This is a genomic window from Algoriphagus sp. 10J20-15, assembly GCF_055809615.1.
Map to the genome: position 1 here is coordinate 194405 of NZ_JBVVUG010000045.1, position 16862 is coordinate 211266.

Below are 16862 nucleotides of genomic sequence, written 5' to 3' on the forward strand. Positions count from 1 at the left end.
TTTCACTGAACAATATTTAATAGTCCTGCAGTTTTTAGATGATCTTGCACAGTAAGCTTTCCGCTAAGATCAAGTTCAGGCACTTCTCCTATATCATTTTGGTGAAAATGATAAACAAATATCGAGAGAACTTTATTTGGCAGACTTGTCTTTTTCAGGTCATCTGGGAGGGTGTCATAACTGTTTTTTAACAATTGCTGTGAAACCCCTGGCGTCATAGCAACATTGCTCATTGTGGCAGGGTTTGATGCGACGATAAATGCAAACATCCTAAACTCAGACTCTACCTTAAAAAACATGGACTTAAAAATCTCGAAGTAGGTGAACTTTCCATCACCGCCTAGATTTTGAGTAAATCGCTGTTCTGTTGGTACTGAAAAACCATCGATGCGGAATTTTTCCAAACTGGTGGTCAATGCAAAGCCATCCATATCATAATAGTAATGGAGTTGATTTTTGTATCCTGCCTCTACTAGATCTTTTCTGAGAAATGAATCTACCTGGCCAAGAGTAGATAAGGATGGCTTAAAGTCTGCTTTTATGAAATTTGCAGATGCAAGTGGAGCTGGGTTAGGGAAAAAATAGTATTGTAAACTGTTAGAAGGCATTTGCACCATCGCAGAGCCTCCGTTACTTAATTCCTCACCTAAGTTGTCCTTATCCAAAGGGAACTTGTTGCATAGCTCTCGATAAAGGGCTTCGAGGACTTTAGCGTTCAATTCTTCTTTAATAAATTTATCCCGTTCACTTGTGACGCTACTTTTGAAATCATAGAATTGATCATATAAAAGTCTTTTATTGAAATTCCGCCCAACTCGAGTTCTTTTAGATACTACATATTTTAGTTGAACATACCTTGATAACAAATCCAATCTTGAAGCAGCTGTATAATCCGGGTTAATAAAATTAGGATCCCCAAAAGAAAATGGTTGAAAATCAGGCTTATTAGTTATGATTTCCCTACTAAGTGGCATAGAATAGATGCCAGCATAGAATTCTAGAGAATCAATATGGAACTGGTTTTTATTTTTTGCAGCTAGAAAAATGCGCTGAAAGTCAGGATAAAGATCCTCGTTAAACAAGGTGTTTAATTCATTTTTCAAGCTTCTGATTTCTGATTTCAAAAGCAGGTTTGATTCTTGATCAAATTTGATCAATTCAAAAAAGCTATTTTCTTTTTTATCGAATGTTTGGAAATCTTCAATTTTGGCAGAGTTGTAATAATTAATTCCTCGATCAAGTAAACTTTTCAATCTACGTAATAAGCCACGACTTACTTCATCTCTGCTACGGTGCAGAAGCTTTGTTTGATTTTGATAAAAAAGTGCATTTGTGAAATTATAAAGGGAAGAATTTGCTCTAATAAAAGTGCTGTTTGTTATAGCCTTGATTTGGTCATTTTCATATGCAATAATCTTTTTTAAACGTTCTTCAGGAATGGTGTCAAAATAAATTTCTACCAGATACAAGTTCATATATGCTTGTGCAAGAGTAATTGTATCGTTTTTATTTGCGGTAGAGATATCCTGAGCACTAGAAGTATATATACCCAAAAGTATCAGAAGGCAGGGAAGAAGGAATCTGAAAAACTTCATTTTTCGAAATGAATAATTTGAAACCTAGCTAATAATTAGAATTGCTGGAGTCTTGTAAAAACCAATTTTCTTCTTTCAATATAACTTTTATTATCAGTAATGTCCTTTTGATCTTAAATTTTGCAGCCTTAAAGCCGTTAGTTTTTTGATTTATGTCATTTTTTACCCAGGGTAGTTAACATTTACTTTTGCATCGAAGAATCCAAACAGTCCTTCGTTTAAAAGTTGTTGAAAAGTGAATAATCGCCCCTAGTTTTTTGTCTATTATCTAATTTCTGGAATGTAATCCTTGCTAAGAAAATTTGATTTAATAGTCCCAAATTATAATTGGAGATAACCGAAAGCCACTGGCTTTCGGTTTTTTTTATTTGTAAGGTGCCCATACTTCCTTAATTTTTTTATTAATTAGCCAAGTCAATAAAAAAACGCATCCTGAAATTGAGCATTTCAAAATCACGCCAAATGGCCTGTTTTTGAAATTGTGAGATTCCTCTGGATTCTTTATGGGATGACCATTATAATTAATAATAATAAAATGAAAAATAACCAGAGAAGAGAGTTTCTGAAATCAACCGGCTTGGTAGGTTTGGGGCTTTTCGGGGCGGGATCTACCCTCGCCAATGAATTTGAGAATCTTCCTTTACAAGCTAAGCAAGGTGTTAATCGCATTCAATCTTTCAATATGAGTGGTTTTGCTGCTCCTAAAATTGATACAGTTCGCATCGGAATAGTGGGACTTGGAATGAGAGGGCCTGGTGCTGTTGATCGATTGAGTAAAATAGAAAATGTAGAAATCAAAGCGCTTTGCGATTTGCTGCCTGAGCGAGTTGAAAAAGCAAAAGCTCAATTAAAAGATACTCCGCATAAGCCTGATGGTTACTCTGGGAATGCCTATTCCTGGAAAGAAATGATGGATCGAGATGATCTGGATTTGATCTATATCGCTACTCCATGGGAATGGCATACTCCTATGTCTGTGTATGCCATGGAAGCTGGCAAGCATGCAGCCTGTGAAGTGCCTATAGCGCGAACACTTGATGAGTGCTGGCAATTGGTGGAGACTTCTGAGCGTACCAAGAAGCATTGCATGCAGTTGGAAAATTGCTGCTATGATTTCTTTGAGTTGATGACTTTGAAAATGAAGCGTGAGGGATATTTTGGAGAGGTTCTTCATGTGGAAGGAGCATACATTCATGATTTACTTTCATTGAATTTCAAAAAAGATGGTGGTTATCAGGACATGTGGAGGCTGAAAGAGAATTACCGTAATGGTAATCTGTATGCTACTCATGGTCTTGGTCCAATTTGCCAAATATTGGATATCAATAGAGGAGATCAAATGGACTTTTTGACCTCAACATCTTCCAATGATTTCTCTATGCATGCTGAGGCTGTGAAATTGGCTGAACAGGATAATTTCTTTGCTTCCTATGCTGAGAAAAAATTCCGTGGAAATATGAATACAACCATGGTAAAAACTAAGCATGGAAAGACGATTATGATTCAGCATGATGTCTCTTCACCGCGTCCTTATTCACGACTTCATGTGGTGAGCGGGACAGAGGGCTACGCTCAAAAGTATCCTCAACCAAGAGTAGCTAAAGGTCATGGCTGGTTGAAAGAGGAGGAATTCAAAGATTTGGAAACCAAATACACCCCTGAGATTATCCAAAAAGTAGGGGAGTTGGCAAAAAAAGTAGGGGGCCACGGAGGTATGGACTTTATGATGGACTGGAGATTGATTGACTGCCTGAGAAATGGCCTTCCTTTAGATCAAGATGTCTATGATGCAGCACTTTGGAGTAGTATATCTCCTCTAAGTGAGTGGTCTGTTGCAAACAGGTCCAATTCCATTGATGTGCCCGACTTTACAGGTGGAAACTGGAAAACAAATGCCCCTGTAAATATCACCTTATCAGGTGGAGGTAATACCGGAGTTAGAGTTTAGCAAACGTATCGGAGGTTTATTACTTCCGGTTATCAAAACAAAGGCCGCTAGTCATTATGATTAGCGGCCTTTGTTTTTTTTCGTAAAAGTCTCGATTCCAATCTTGACTTTTAATCGTTAAGTTTTTCAGAGACCAAAGCCTTTAATTTAGCCTGATCGTCTTTGATAGGGTCTAGATCAATAATTCGAACTGTTCTAAAATCAATTGGATGACTTTCACTTTGTAATGAAATCCACCCTCCAGTTAGCATTTGACCATCTACTTTTACTTTTGGATCGACTGGGTTTACATTACCTCCGCCCATCTGAGATTTAGTATAGCTCAAAACGGTGTCTTTTCCTACCAGATGATGTACGTCACCATTTCCTAGTACAATAAAGTTTGCAGTGACCCACTGATCTCCATGATAAGTTTCAGACGTAGAATTTACACAATGTGAAGTTATAAGTTTGTCATCCATAACTACGTTAGTTCCCGGAGTACATAGATTACAGGTGCTCCTTTTGTCCTTTCCATTTCCGCCGAGAAATTGTGCTTCTATTGAAATCGGGAAGTCTTGATCTTTCAGCATTGTCTTAGGGTCTTGGCAATGAAGCATTGCACCACTATTTCTAGTCGCCCATCCTTCACCACCATTTGCTTGCTCACCTACAAATCTATACTCTACTTGAAGCAGGTAATTGGAAAATGGCTTTTTGTAAAAAATATGACCATACTGCTGATCAAACTGATCATAACCGTCATATCTGACTTTCATCAAGCCATCTTCTACTCTAAATGTGTTTGCGAAATTGTCATTCAGTTCATGAGTACGGATTTTCACAATCCAATCCTTCATATCTTTTCCATTGAAAAGTGATTGCCAATCAGGATCTTTAGTATTTGTTGATAAGAGCTGAAAGGAAAAAAATCCAATAGATAAAGTCAGGACCAGAAAGAGGGCTGTTTTTTTCATTCTTTATAGGGTTTTATTAATCGAAGGGTAACTAAAACGGGATAATGATCAGAGAATGTAGCGTCAATTACCTGGTAATTCACAAGCTCAAAATATTCTGAATCATACCATACGTAATCAATTCTTTTTCCTTCCTCTGAATTGAACGTTGGTGTTGTGTCATTTGCTACCATTCCGGCATCACTCCATTTTTCAGGAATACTTTTATATTCCTCTGAGGCAGGATCAAAATTTAAATCACCTACCCAAAATGCTGGATTGGGAAGTGAATCTGCATAGCTAATCATAGAATCCAATTGCGCAAGGCGGTTCTCTGGGAATTGATGGCATAGGTGGGTGGCCCCAAAATAAAGTTCTTTTCTGTCTCTCAATTCAATTTTTGCCCATGCCGCAGCTCTAGCTTCTCCTTCTACAGGTGTAGGTAGCTGTAAGGTGGTGTAATTCAACGCTTTTTTGATTAAAATACCTTCGCCATAGGCACCTTCTGCAAAATCCATTGCTTTTGCGAAGTAGCTCCTGTAGCCTGTCTTCTTTCCAAGTTCGGCTATCCAGTCAATTTTCTTACCGTAGATTTCTTCGGAACGAGTCGTCATACTGTCCACCTCTTGGAACGCAACCACCTCAGGTTGAAGTAAAATTACCAGATTGGCGATATCGTCTAGGTTGGGCTTGCCTAGAGAATCAGGTTTTTCGCCATGGTAAATATTATAGGTGAGAACCTTGAATTCTGGATATTTTTCTTGAGCAAATAAACTGAAGTGTAGCCCCAGTAAAAAAACTACTAATACAAAAGATGTTTTTTTCATGTTGGATTGAATTGCTCGTTCTCACTTTTTAACTATCTAAAATTAATTTGTTTCAAGAAAAGTAAGCGAATCAAAGTGGAAGTTAATGATTTTTGATGCTTCGAAAGAATTAAAATCATTCCGTTGTTTTCTCTTTTTATTTATATGGTTGGATAAGGCTTTGGTGTGGCTACCTTGATCTAAGAATGCAATATGATTTAGTTATTATTTATTTGTATCTTTTTGAAATTATCCATTGATAGGTTTATCCTTACGCTAGTTTACAAATCTCCCCTTGAAAAAAATTATTTGGGCCTTAGGAATTCTGATTTTCTTAGCCATAGTCGCAATTGTTATCTTGGAAAAATGGGTCGTTCAGAAATTACCTGAAATTATTAATGGTAAAGAAGATCGAGCCTATACTATTCTTTTTGAGGATGTTGATTTTCAGTTATTTAGAGGTAAAATAGGGCTGCATGGCATTTCGATTTTACCAGTGGAAGAGGAAAAGTCAGTTACTATCACTGGCACGATGAAATCCCTAAGTCTAGATGGGGTGAATATGTTTGGGTTTATTTTTGGAAAAGTAGCAGAAATAGATGAACTGCGATTTGATTCACCAAATTTCATATTTGTCAGGAATGATTCTATTGCGTCAAAACCTGCAGATATGTCTAAAGAATTTCAAGGCCTTTTTGGTGATTTGGTGTCACGAGGTATTATCCACAATGTAGTGCTTACAGATGGGTCAGGGGAGTTTTATACCAAGTCTGATTCCGTCAGGAAGTTTGGGAGTTTTGAAGGTTTTGAAATAGATGCGGTAAATCTTGAGACAGATTCTGTTCGGGTGAATTATGCCATTCCATTCAAATTGGAAAGTATAAAGACCAGCATGAAAAACCTGCTAGTAAACATCAATCAAGATCAAACTTTCACCCTAGGTTCTTTGGCTTATGATTCTAAACAGGAAAAATTTGATTTTTTTGACCTTCAGCTGAAATATAAGGATACCAATATTGAAGTAGCCAAAAAAGCAAAGGTTCAAAAGGATTTCATTGAAGTAGATGTTAAACACATACGGATTGAACAAATAAATGCACAAAGTAATATCTATGGCAACTGGGCTGTAGTGGCTGGATTGCTGACAATAGATAGCCTGCATTTGCATGATGTCAGGAATAAAAATAAGCCGCGGCCTTTTGAACCAGAAAAACCTATGTTTGAAGGAATGGTGGAGCAAATTCCCTTTCCTTTAGAGATAGATACCATTAAGGTGATGAATTCAAAAATCACCTATTCCCAGATTTCAGAGGGGAAATCTGAACCTGGGAGCCTAATTTTCGAGCAACTTTCGGCCAAAATATCCCATGCAGTTTCTTTGGATTCTCTACAGTCTGGCGAGCTACTTATTCATGGTGAAGCAGTATTGAACGGTTTTGCACCGATGCGCATGGATGTCAAAGTTCCTTATACAAGCGATAGTACCAAAGAGAATTTTCATTTGGAAGCTAGTGTGGATCCTTTTTCACTGCCATCACTTAATGGGATTCTAGGCGACTTGGTTTCTGTCAATATTACTTCAGGTAGCATGCAAAAGCTAGAAATCACAATGGATGCGACACGGTTCTCCTCTTCTAATTTCATGAAGTTCCAGTACGATGATCTCAAACTTGAGCTAAGAGATGACAATGCACAAAAGAAGAAATTGATGTCTATCGTAGCAAATGTTCTTACCTCAAGCAATAACCTTCCAGAAAATAAGAATTATAAAACAGCGACTTTTCAGACAGAACGAAATGTGTATCGAGGTACTTTCAATCTAATTTGGGAATCTCTAAGAGAAGGAATGCTGGAAATAGTACCAGGTGACCTGATGCAAATCCTGATGAAGGAACAAGATCCGCCTGATGGTGGGAAAAGGAGATAGGATTAGTGATCAGAATTCAATGGAATTGCCAAGTCTTTCAATTGTTGAGGGAGATTAGGTGTTATGGTCAAATTTTCCATATTGATGAAACTCATTTAATGCTGATCCCTCTGGTATTAAGGTACCAAAAAAGGCTCCCCAAGATTGGAGAGCCAAACAGATTCAGAGCGCCACGCCTATTCAATTAACGCTCTTCTTCTGTCAAAACCATAATATGTATGAACGTCGTTGATGAATTGATGCTGCGGACCTATAGGCCAGTCGTCTTTGTCAAAACCTGGAGCATTCTCAAGCTTTTCTTTGTTGATCTTTACCAGAATGACACCACGTTGGTGACTGTGAAAATCAAATGCCCCCCAAGGAAGAGCTAAGAGTTTGTTGCCAAGATTTAGAAATCCGGTATCTACCGCAAGGACTACATAAGCGATTTCACCAGTTTCGGTGTCCAGCATGATGTCCTTGATACTTCCTACTACTTCATCGCTAATTGTTTTGACGGTACAGTTTGCTGCTGTTGAACTACTAATTGGGAAATGATATTGGGTATTCATGATTAGTTGGGTTTAGTGTTAGGTTGCGGTTGATTAATAAGAAACGAAAGGTGTGCCATCAGACAATTGATGCCTTTTGCACGTTTCCCCTTCTTTTTTTAAGATTTTTTATGTGTTGGCTTCGGGCGAATTGGGTAATTAATTGCGCAGCGGATATGTGGATAGATTCAGAGAGTTAATCCTTTTCTCTGTTTTAGGAGCTTACCTAGAAGACAATTATTGATCTGTACTAAATAAGTTGTTTTCTATATTGTAAGTTGCGTTTAAGCTTTTTGCGGATTGCAAATAAAAAATCGAAATTAGTTAAATGAAGTTTTTGACTTCATTCTCCAATCGATTCATTTTTAAAAATAGTAGTTTCGTCTAATGGGAAATCAAAGTACTGACAAACTTGAGCTGGCTGCGAAATTTGTCAACAATACCGGAGCACCGATTTTTTTGACTGGGAAGGCAGGTACGGGGAAGACGACCTTTCTGAAAAACCTAGCTTTACAAACACATAAAAACCACGTAATCGTAGCTCCTACAGGAATTGCAGCACTAAATGCAGGCGGAGTTACCATCCATTCGCAATTCCTTTTTCCACTTGGTTTTTTTCTCCCGGTGAATGAGCCCGAGGGCAATTTTTCTGATCAGTATGGGTGTTTTACTCAACATACCCTGGTTCGAAAACATCCGCTAAATGCGCTACGGAAAAATGTGCTAAAATCTATTGAGCTATTGGTCATTGATGAGGTGAGTATGTTGCGGGCAGATGTGCTGGACGCTATAGATTATAGACTTCGGAGTGTCAAAAGGAATTTTAATACACCTTTTGGAGGTGTTCAGCTATTGATGATTGGGGATCTATTTCAGTTACCGCCGATAGTTAGAGATAATGAATGGCAAGTGCTCAGTAAGTTTTACCCAAGTATGCATTTCTTCGAAGCTAGGGTTTTGCAAGACTCAGGTTTGGTCTATTTAGAGTTGGATAAAATTTTCCGACAGCAAGACGAGGACTTTATTCAAGTTTTGAATCACCTCAGGGAGAATATGGTGACTTCTGAAGATATAGCACTTCTGAACAAGCACTATAAGACGCAGGAAGAAATCGCCGAAGTAAAGGACTGCATTACAATTACAACACACAATTATAAAGCTGACCAGATTAATCGGGATCGGTTGATGGCACTGAAAGGTGAGTCAAAGTTCTATGAAGCAGAAATTGAAAATGATTTTCCTGAAAATATCTATCCCCTTCCCAAATCCCTCGAATTAAGGGTAGGAGCCCAGGTGATGTTTATCAAAAATGATTCATCGGGAAATCAAGATTACTTCAATGGAAAGCTTGCAACTGTGGAGGAATTGGAAGAAGATTCCATCAAAGTGATGCTGGAAGGAAAACGCATTTTGTACCAATTGCGGAAGGAAATCTGGGAAAATAAGAAATACGTCATCAATCCAGATACTAAAGAATTGGAGGAGGAAGTGATTGGCACATTTAGTCAATATCCAATTAAAACTGCTTGGGCTGTGACAGTTCATAAAAGCCAAGGGTTGACCTTTGATCAGGCGATTATTGATGTTGGTAATGCCTTTGCACCTGGACAGGTGTACGTCGCTCTTAGTAGACTGAGAAGTTTGGAAGGATTAATCTTGCGAACAAGAATCCAAAATAATGCCTTACAGTCAGACTCTCAGGTACAGTCGTTTGTGGAGACTGCCAAAAAGAACGCGAAACTGGATGAACTTTTGGGAGCATATCAGCAGCGATACCTTTCGTTATTGTCTGGAGAAACCTTTGATTTGGCTGGTTTGCTTCAAGAAATAAACAGCTTCCAGCGAAAGAATGATAGCTCATTGGAGTTTGAAGATCCTGAGATGCAAAAAGCTGTGGGAGAAATCGCCACATTGATTCGAAATGAAGTGGCGACGGCTGGAAAATTCAGCAATCAATTACGTTTTCTCTTGCAGCAGAATGACAAAGAGAAATTAATGGAGAGATTGGACAAGGGAGCTTCCTATTTCAAGGGTTTTTTGAAAACAGCACTTGAGAAAATACTTATTCATCGAGCTGAAGTGGAGCGATTTTCCAGAACAAAGACCTATGCCAATTCCTTGGAAGAATTGGAAGTTAGCTTGTTGAGAAAGTACGGTGAGATCAGCAAGGTGAGTCGTTTGATCTCCTCAATCATGGATGGTGGTATTCCCGAAAAAATGAGTGATTTGGAGCAAGATAAAATCAATCTCCGACTTCGATTGGCTGAAGCAGCGAAGCAAGCAGCTGCGGATAATCCAAAATTTGCCAGTAATAAAACAGGTAGGAAAAAGACCGGCAAGAAAAATCTGAAGCGGAAAGTGGGAGAGACTTACGAGATAACTTTTGCGATGATCAATGAAGGTAAGAGCATTGGAGATATCGTGGTGGCTCGAGGATTAGCCGAATCGACCATCAAGGGGCATTTGGCAAAAGGAATTCAAGAAGGAAGAGTGGAGTTAGAAGACTGTTTACCGATGGAGGTGATCTCCGAGATCAGTTCGCAAATCGAGAATATCAAAAATCTACAAGCTCTAAGAATTCATTTTGAAGGAAAATACGATTACAATACTATAAAAATGGTAGTGGCAGGAGTAGAGAACACGTAACATTCCCAACTAATATGAAGAAGATAATAGGACTAGTTATATGCTTTTTTACCTTCCTAAATCTGGGAAATGCTCAAGATTTGAGGATTACGCCAAATGGTAGGTATTTTGAGAATTCTGAAGGAGAACCATTTTTTTGGTTGGGAGACACTGCATGGGAGTTATTTCATAGACTCAATCAGGAAGAAGCTAAGTTATATCTTCAAACGCGCGCCAAGCAAGGTTTTACTGTAATTCAAGCCGTTATTTTGGCAGAAAGAGATGGGGTGAAAACGCCCAATGCAAATGGTGATTTGCCTTTTCATAATTTGGATCCTACCCAACCCAATGAAGCCTATTTCGCCCATGTAGATTTTATTATTGAAGAAGCTAACAGACTTGGTTTGACCATGGGGATTTTGCCTACTTGGGGAGACAAGATATTTAGTGCAAATCCAGGAGCAGGTCCATTGATTTTTGATGCGGCAAATGCTAAGACTTATGGACGGTTTCTGGGTGAGCGGTATAGAAATAGTGACCTCGTTTGGATATTAGGAGGTGATCGAATGGTAGCTAATGAAGAAGTCGCTCAAATTTGGGATGCTATGGCTAAAGGACTGGAAGAAGGTGACGAAAACCGCCATTTGACTACATTTCATCCCCGGGGATTTAGCTCTAGTTCAGATGCATTGGATGATCCCGATTGGCTGGACTTCAACATGTATCAAAGTGGACATGAGAAAAAGTTTTTGGAAGTATATCGATTTGCCAGAAAGGATCTTGCTTTAAGGCCTCAGAAACCAACGGTCGATGGGGAGCCAGCTTATGAAGATATTCCAGTGAAGTTTTGGAAATACATGACTTTTAAGTCAGGAGAATTTGCTGATAAGGTAGATGAAAAGGGGAATATTCGTGACCAATCGGTTTTTCCGGAAGGTTTTTTTACAGGATATGATGTTAGGGTGCTAGCTTATTGGGATATGCTCGCAGGAGTGGCAGGATATACCTATGGCAACAATGCTGTTTGGCAGATGCATAAGGAAGGGGAGGTTTTTGTGATTCCTACGCTTACTGATTGGAAAGGAGCATTAGAGCGACCAGGAGCTGAATCAATGAAGTATTTCAGGAGGTTTTTTGAAGAAATAAACTTTACAAAGATTATATCCAATCAGAATTTGATACTATCCGAAAACCCAGAAAATGAAGATCAGATTCGAGCAGCTATAGCCAGCGATGGCTCATATGTGATAGTCTATTTGGCCAAACCGAGGCAAGTGAAGTTAGACTTGACAGAAATGACAGGAGATAAGCTTCAAGGAATTTGGTATAACCCGAGAAATGGTAAGAAAACAGCAATTAAAAAACTGAAACCTTCTAGTTCCCTCTCACTTCAGCCGCCAACTTCTGGGCCCGAAGAAGATTGGGTTCTATTAATTCAGGATAAGGATCAAATCAAAGACTAATGACCAGGATGCTACATCATCATCCTAAAGTGCGCCAATAAAAGGTGAATACCCGTGCCTTTATCCAGAACGTTAGCCGATCTTAATCCCATACCTTCCAAGCAAACCAGGTAAACCATCCAAATCAAATCGTGCACCTTTGATTCTGTTTATTTCCGGATCAATAGAATAGTGGTTTGCATTCCTGAAATCAACTTTTTCTGCGATAGTTTGGTCAAAAGTAGTTCCGCTTAAGTCTGAACCTTGAAAATCAGATCCAGTCAAATCTGCCTGTGTGAAGTCAGTTTCCAAAAGCCTACAATTGATGAATTTTGATTTTTTGATCTTCAGATTGTAAAAGCTACAATAGTCAAGTTGACATCCGCTGAAGATAAATTCTAATAGAAATGGATTGCTCGCATGAAAGTGAATGCCTAGCATTTTGCAATGTTCGAATCTTACTTGCTGAAAAGATACGTCTGGAACTTTTGTGTTGCTTAGGTCACAATTTTTGAAAGTACAGTTCTCAAAATTATTACCTCTCAAATCAAGCCCTGAAAAATTACACTGTTCAAAGGTGCAATGTTCATATTCTGAAGGAGAAAGTGGTACTTGGGTGTAGTCCAGACCTTTAAAGGTCTGCTCTGCGAAAAGAGGCATTTAAGGGAAATTTATTTATCGAGAATAAACCAAAAGTAAAATCATTCTTTTAATTAATTGCCCTTGAATCTGAGAACTTCACTTAATCCCTCGGAGGAGTAATCATGATATGCGCCCGGTGCGTACCCGGATCCATGATCCAAGGCATACCTGGTGCACTAGGTTTCAGTGGAAGACCAGTTGTCTCAGCAGTTGCCCAAGGTAGGTAAACAACATATCTTAAATAAGTATCAGACACTTCCCCAGTTGTCATGTTATATTTTTCCGCATCAGTACTTAGCACATAAAGAGTAGCCCCTTCTTTGGGCATTTTGAGTTTACCATTTTTTGCTTCAGCCTCTCTTGTGTCAAAGATCTCTTGAAACGACTTTCCTTCATTTTTCAATTCTCGTCCTCTGATCATGAATGGCTCCAAATCTGAAGCATAGCAGGAAACGCTAAAACCTTTAGCACTTGGGTCATCTGAGATACAAATCATTTCATTAGTGCCTTTTTTCAATTCTACAAGTTCTCCATTTTCATGGTACCCAAATACGGTTGCATCTGCTTGTTTTTCTTCTGGAGCAGCCATTACTGCTGTTTTGATTTGAACTTCAGTGGATGGAATTACAACTTCCTGCGAGAAAGTTGGGGTAATCGCTAGGCAAACCGCTGTCGCACTTAGAAATGTTTTCATGATAACAGGATTTAGTGATAAGGTAATGTAAGCTTTATTAGGAAAGTTGACAACTTGATTGTCAAACTATTAAATACGATTTCAACATCCAAAACTTGTAGCCAGAAACTATCCATTCTAGAAATTCAATGACCAAACCCCACCTTTTCCAGCAGGAGTGACAGGAAGAATGTGATCATTCAGCACGGCAAGAGGCTGACCCGAAGGATGTAAATCCCAAATATCTCCTCTGAAAAACACATTAAGTCCTACCTTAATATTTGTGTTTCTAATGCCTTTTGGAAAGCTGTATTTCCGCCAAGCTTCTAAGTTTGAAAGATTACCTATATCATTGAGGTCCAGGTTTTCTGGGTCTATTTTTCCATCATAGCCTATCCATGTTGAATACTCGGTTTGATTATCTCTTAGAAATGAAGTGCTCAAAATAATTTCGGCAGAATCAATAATTACATTTTCATAAGACTGAGCATGCCAGGTGTCATTGAATGGTATTATGCATATTTTACCGAATGGTAAATCAAAGATTTGAAGATTTTGTGGATTTCCGGGAGTTGTATAGCTTTCTTCTGAATTATTGAGGTATGACTTGCGGATAGGTTCCCCAATAACTTTCCCATCTGGCCCATATAGAAAGGAAGTATTATAAAGTGGACCTAAAAGATTTAAATAAATCTGACCATCTACCACTCTTGGATCAGGTAAAAGTATGGAGCCTCCAACTATATAGGTATTGGCCTCCAAAGCCAGCTCTCCAAAGGTCTCATTATATACTTTCAGCATTGATTTGGCTTTCATTCTAATTATAGATGAGAACTCTTTATTTGTCTCATCCCCAGTTTTGATGTAACCTAAAAAAAAATCAAAAGCATTACTGAGTGCTAGAGTTCTCAGTGCTTCATTTAGTGTTTTTTTCTTATTTAGATTACGCTTTTCATCAATCAAAAACAGCCACGTGCCTATATTTTCCGGATAAATAACAATTGTGTTTGTTTGAATGAAGTTCTTTCTCATGGCAGCATCCAAATAGCCATGAATTTTCTCTTTGAAATTTGCTTGATTATAATAGTCTGGCACCTCCATGTAAGGCTGAATGCCCAGAATATTCCTAGATAGTGAGTCACAAGGGTTAATCTCCTGGACAATAGATATTTGGCTTTTGGTTTCCTCCAAAGGAGTGTTTCTCCCATAAAATGACCAAATAAGCCATATGAATATTGTTAATATTATTAAAGTGATAAATCTTCTGATCATTGTTTGAATTTAGCGATTGCTACATGAAAAAGACTTCTAATAGTGCAGAAGAGATGAGTTTTTTCAATTAACCTTAATAGTACATCAAAACAGGGTTCACAATTCCACTTCGAAGCTTTGTCCTCTTTCAAGATCTATATCCATTTCTGATCCGTCATAAAACACCAAAATTCTACCGCTCTTCCCGGCATGAATTCTACAGGTTTTTAGTTCTCCAGCCTCCCAAGTCATATCTATTGTATAATCGCCTCTGGTTTTTAGTCCATTCACACTGCCATTCTCCCAAGCTTTAGGGAGTGCCGGTAGCAAGCGGATGAGGCCTGTCTCATGGGACTGCACAAGCATCTCAGCGACTCCGGCAGTATAACCGAAATTCCCGTCGATCTGAAATGGTGGGTGACCATCAAATAAATTAGGGTAGAGTGATTGTGAGAGCAGCTTTTGAATATGCTCATGAGCCATTTCTCCGTCTAATAATCTTGCAGAAAAATTAATCAACCAAGCGCGTGACCAACCTGTTCCAGCTCCACCATTAGCTAATCTATATTCTAGTGTTTTACGAACAGCGGCAAAAGCTTCGGGAGTTTCACTTGATGTGATGGCATCTCCAGGGTGGAAAGCATACAAATGTGACATATGTCTGTGCCCTTTTTCATTTTCTTCATAAGGCTGATCCCATTCCAAAATTCTTCCGTCCTCCGCTATTTGAACGCCAGGCCGAAGATTTGCCAGTTGATTTTTCACCTTTTCACGAAGTGGGGTCACCTTTCCCAAAAGCTCTGATGCCTTCAAATAGTTGTTGAAAACATCTGCGATGATCTGCTGATCCATGGCTGCTCCCATGGTGGAAGCCACTACTTCTCCTCTTGCATTGACAAACTGGTTCTCTGGAGATGTGGAAGGAGAGGAAACCAAAGTACCATCTGAAGGATAGGTTACCAGCCAGTCTGAATAGAAAGCTGAGATTGTCTCTAATGCTGGAAATGCCCGCTCTTCGAGAAATTGCTTGTCTTGAGTAAATAAATAATGATCCCAATAATGTCTTCCGATCCAACCTCCAGCACCGATCCAACTTCCCCAATAAGCTGTAGCAGCACGTAAAAAGGCAACTTGCCATAGATCTGTCGTATGAGGAACCATCGATCCTGCCATCTCGAAGTTTTCCCGGGCTGCATTCTTTCCATTTTCTATTACACCGTCAATAAAATCAAAAAGTGGTTGGTTTAGTGCACTCAGATTTGTGACATCGGCTGGCCAATAATTCATTTGCAAATTGATATTCACATGGTAATCTGCATTCCAAGGTGCAGCGATATGCTTGTTCCAGAGTCCTTGCAAGTTTGCCGGATTAGTTCCGGGTCTACTGGAAGAAATTAGGAGGTACCTACCATAGTCGAAAAGCAATTTTTCAAGATGTAAGTCCAACTCTCCATTTTTGACTCGCTCAATTCTTTGATCTGTGGCGATTTTATCCGGCTCTTCATTTCCAAGCTGCAGGCTCATGCGGTCAAACCAGGAGGCATATTCAGCCTCATGGGAGCGAAGAATTTCTCCCCAGCTTTTTAACTGGATTTTTTCTAATTGGCGATCCGCTTCTGCTCCATAATCTTCGTGATAAAATGACGTCTCAGAAACCAATTTCAGCATAAATTCTTTGGCTCCAGATATTACCATTGTGGAGTCGGTTGTGCTTATCTCCCCCGATTGATGTTGAGCGAAAAGTAGGGTGCGGAATTTCACTCCATTCAAAATCTCTACTGGTTTGGAATCAAGCTGTCCTCCGCGCTGAGTGACCATTCCAGATAGCTCAAGTTCCCTTTCATTTAGGGCTACTGTTTTGGCTGTCGCAAAGCCCTTATCTTCTGGGCGACTCATGGTGATTTTACCGTTGAAACCTTCAGGATGATTGGTTTTGAATCTAATGACTAGCGCATCGTCCGGCGCAGAGGCAATAACTTCCTGGCTGAATTCAAAGCCCTCACTTATAAATTGAGTGAGTACAGTAGCAGTTTCTAGATTTAAGCTTCGACGGTAGTTTTCAGCTTCCACATAGCCAAAGTCAAACCATAAATCTCCCATTGTTTGATGAGAACGAGTCACTCCTTTTCTGGAAAACTTCAATACCAATAATGAGTCTGCTTTTTTGTTTTCGCCTGCAAGTAGGTAGGCTCTAATTTGATCTAAATCAGCCCGTTTTCCTTCTGCCAATCCCCAATCTTCATATCCTCCTGGCCAGAGAGAATCCTCGTTAAGTTGAAGGTGTTCTTGTTCAGGTAAACCCATAACTATTGCTCCAAGTCTGCCATTTCCAACTGGCAGTCCCTCTTCCCATTCTACAGCTGGTTGATCGTACCAAAGAATCGTGGAAGTTTGGGCAAAATTGAAATTGTACAGGCAAAAGATGAGCACAGTGCTCAACAAGAACTTTTTCATAGGTTATCGGGTCGAAAAATTAAGATTACGATAA

At 39.1% G+C, this 16862-nt stretch carries 12 protein-coding genes; 4 read left to right on the forward strand and 8 right to left on the reverse strand.

Annotation, left to right across the window (positions count from 1 at the left end):
* Positions 1-2: 2 nt before the first annotated feature.
* Positions 3-1595, reverse strand: a complete 1593-nt coding sequence (locus tag AC0L6R_RS20625) for a hypothetical protein (RefSeq protein WP_473272921.1) — start codon at positions 1593-1595, stop codon at positions 3-5.
* A gap of 535 nt (positions 1596-2130) precedes the next feature.
* Between AC0L6R_RS20625 and AC0L6R_RS20630 the strand changes: the two genes are divergently transcribed.
* Positions 2131-3543, forward strand: a complete 1413-nt coding sequence (locus tag AC0L6R_RS20630) for a Gfo/Idh/MocA family protein (protein ID WP_473272922.1) — start codon at positions 2131-2133, stop codon at positions 3541-3543.
* A 110-nt stretch (positions 3544-3653) separates the two neighbouring features.
* On the opposite strand, the gene AC0L6R_RS20635 is transcribed toward AC0L6R_RS20630, so the two are convergent.
* Together AC0L6R_RS20635 and AC0L6R_RS20640 are read right to left on the reverse strand one after the other, a co-directional pair.
* Positions 3654-4499 carry a 3-keto-disaccharide hydrolase gene (locus AC0L6R_RS20635; RefSeq protein ID WP_473272923.1) on the reverse strand — a complete coding sequence of 282 codons (846 nt, stop codon included), beginning with the start codon at positions 4497-4499 and terminating at the stop codon, positions 3654-3656.
* Positions 4496-5305 (reverse strand): endonuclease/exonuclease/phosphatase family protein, encoded by an 810-nt coding sequence (locus AC0L6R_RS20640; protein WP_283411428.1) that lies wholly within the window; start codon positions 5303-5305, stop codon positions 4496-4498. Before AC0L6R_RS20640 ends, AC0L6R_RS20635 begins: the two co-directional genes overlap by 4 nt.
* 274 nt (positions 5306-5579) lie before the next feature.
* On the opposite strand from AC0L6R_RS20640, the gene AC0L6R_RS20645 reads away from it, so the two are divergent.
* Positions 5580-7211 carry an AsmA family protein gene (locus AC0L6R_RS20645; RefSeq protein ID WP_473272924.1) on the forward strand — a complete coding sequence of 544 codons (1632 nt, stop codon included), beginning with the start codon at positions 5580-5582 and terminating at the stop codon, positions 7209-7211.
* Between the two features lie 176 nt (positions 7212-7387).
* On the opposite strand, the gene AC0L6R_RS20650 is transcribed toward AC0L6R_RS20645, so the two are convergent.
* On the reverse strand, positions 7388-7762 hold the full coding sequence (locus AC0L6R_RS20650) for a PRC-barrel domain-containing protein (protein ID WP_283411426.1): 375 nt from the start codon (positions 7760-7762) through the stop codon (positions 7388-7390).
* A gap of 366 nt (positions 7763-8128) precedes the next feature.
* On the opposite strand from AC0L6R_RS20650, the gene AC0L6R_RS20655 reads away from it, so the two are divergent.
* Positions 8129-10387 (forward strand): helix-turn-helix domain-containing protein, encoded by a 2259-nt coding sequence (locus AC0L6R_RS20655; RefSeq protein WP_473272925.1) that lies wholly within the window; start codon positions 8129-8131, stop codon positions 10385-10387.
* A 14-nt stretch (positions 10388-10401) separates the two neighbouring features.
* On the forward strand, positions 10402-11829 hold the full coding sequence (locus AC0L6R_RS20660) for a glycoside hydrolase family 140 protein (RefSeq protein WP_473272926.1): 1428 nt from the start codon (positions 10402-10404) through the stop codon (positions 11827-11829).
* A 72-nt stretch (positions 11830-11901) separates the two neighbouring features.
* Here the strand turns inward: AC0L6R_RS20660 and AC0L6R_RS20665 are convergent, their stop codons facing one another.
* The 4 genes from AC0L6R_RS20665 to AC0L6R_RS20680 form a co-directional block, all read right to left on the reverse strand.
* Positions 11902-12468, reverse strand: coding sequence for a pentapeptide repeat-containing protein (locus AC0L6R_RS20665; RefSeq protein ID WP_473272927.1), 567 nt, complete (start codon positions 12466-12468; stop codon positions 11902-11904).
* A gap of 82 nt (positions 12469-12550) precedes the next feature.
* Positions 12551-13144: a hypothetical protein gene (locus AC0L6R_RS20670; RefSeq protein WP_473272928.1), complete on the reverse strand. Its 594-nt coding sequence runs from the start codon at positions 13142-13144 to the stop codon at positions 12551-12553.
* 117 nt (positions 13145-13261) lie between these two features.
* The gene (locus tag AC0L6R_RS20675) at positions 13262-14395 is read right to left on the reverse strand and encodes a hypothetical protein (RefSeq protein WP_473272930.1); all 1134 of its coding nucleotides are present in this window, start codon (positions 14393-14395) and stop codon (positions 13262-13264) included.
* A 96-nt stretch (positions 14396-14491) separates the two neighbouring features.
* Positions 14492-16828: a glycoside hydrolase family 95 protein gene (locus tag AC0L6R_RS20680; protein ID WP_473272931.1), complete on the reverse strand. Its 2337-nt coding sequence runs from the start codon at positions 16826-16828 to the stop codon at positions 14492-14494.
* Positions 16829-16862: the final 34 nt, after the last annotated feature.

Excerpts from the sequence above, each read along its gene's own strand:
- AC0L6R_RS20660 (WP_473272926.1), top strand. The coding sequence starts at position 10,402 with ATGAAGAAGATAATAGGACTAGTTATATGCTTTTTTACCTTCCTAAAT.
- AC0L6R_RS20670 (WP_473272928.1), bottom strand. The coding sequence starts at position 13,144 with ATGAAAACATTTCTAAGTGCGACAGCGGTTTGCCTAGCGATTACCCCA.
- AC0L6R_RS20635 (WP_473272923.1), bottom strand. The coding sequence starts at position 4,499 with ATGAAAAAAACAGCCCTCTTTCTGGTCCTGACTTTATCTATTGGATTT.
- AC0L6R_RS20665 (WP_473272927.1), bottom strand. The coding sequence starts at position 12,468 with ATGCCTCTTTTCGCAGAGCAGACCTTTAAAGGTCTGGACTACACCCAA.
- AC0L6R_RS20625 (WP_473272921.1), bottom strand. The coding sequence starts at position 1,595 with ATGAAGTTTTTCAGATTCCTTCTTCCCTGCCTTCTGATACTTTTGGGT.
- AC0L6R_RS20655 (WP_473272925.1), top strand. The coding sequence starts at position 8,129 with ATGGGAAATCAAAGTACTGACAAACTTGAGCTGGCTGCGAAATTTGTC.
- AC0L6R_RS20650 (WP_283411426.1), bottom strand. The coding sequence starts at position 7,762 with ATGAATACCCAATATCATTTCCCAATTAGTAGTTCAACAGCAGCAAAC.
- AC0L6R_RS20630 (WP_473272922.1), top strand. The coding sequence starts at position 2,131 with ATGAAAAATAACCAGAGAAGAGAGTTTCTGAAATCAACCGGCTTGGTA.
- AC0L6R_RS20640 (WP_283411428.1), bottom strand. The coding sequence starts at position 5,305 with ATGAAAAAAACATCTTTTGTATTAGTAGTTTTTTTACTGGGGCTACAC.
- AC0L6R_RS20680 (WP_473272931.1), bottom strand. The coding sequence starts at position 16,828 with ATGAAAAAGTTCTTGTTGAGCACTGTGCTCATCTTTTGCCTGTACAAT.
- AC0L6R_RS20675 (WP_473272930.1), bottom strand. The coding sequence starts at position 14,395 with ATGATCAGAAGATTTATCACTTTAATAATATTAACAATATTCATATGG.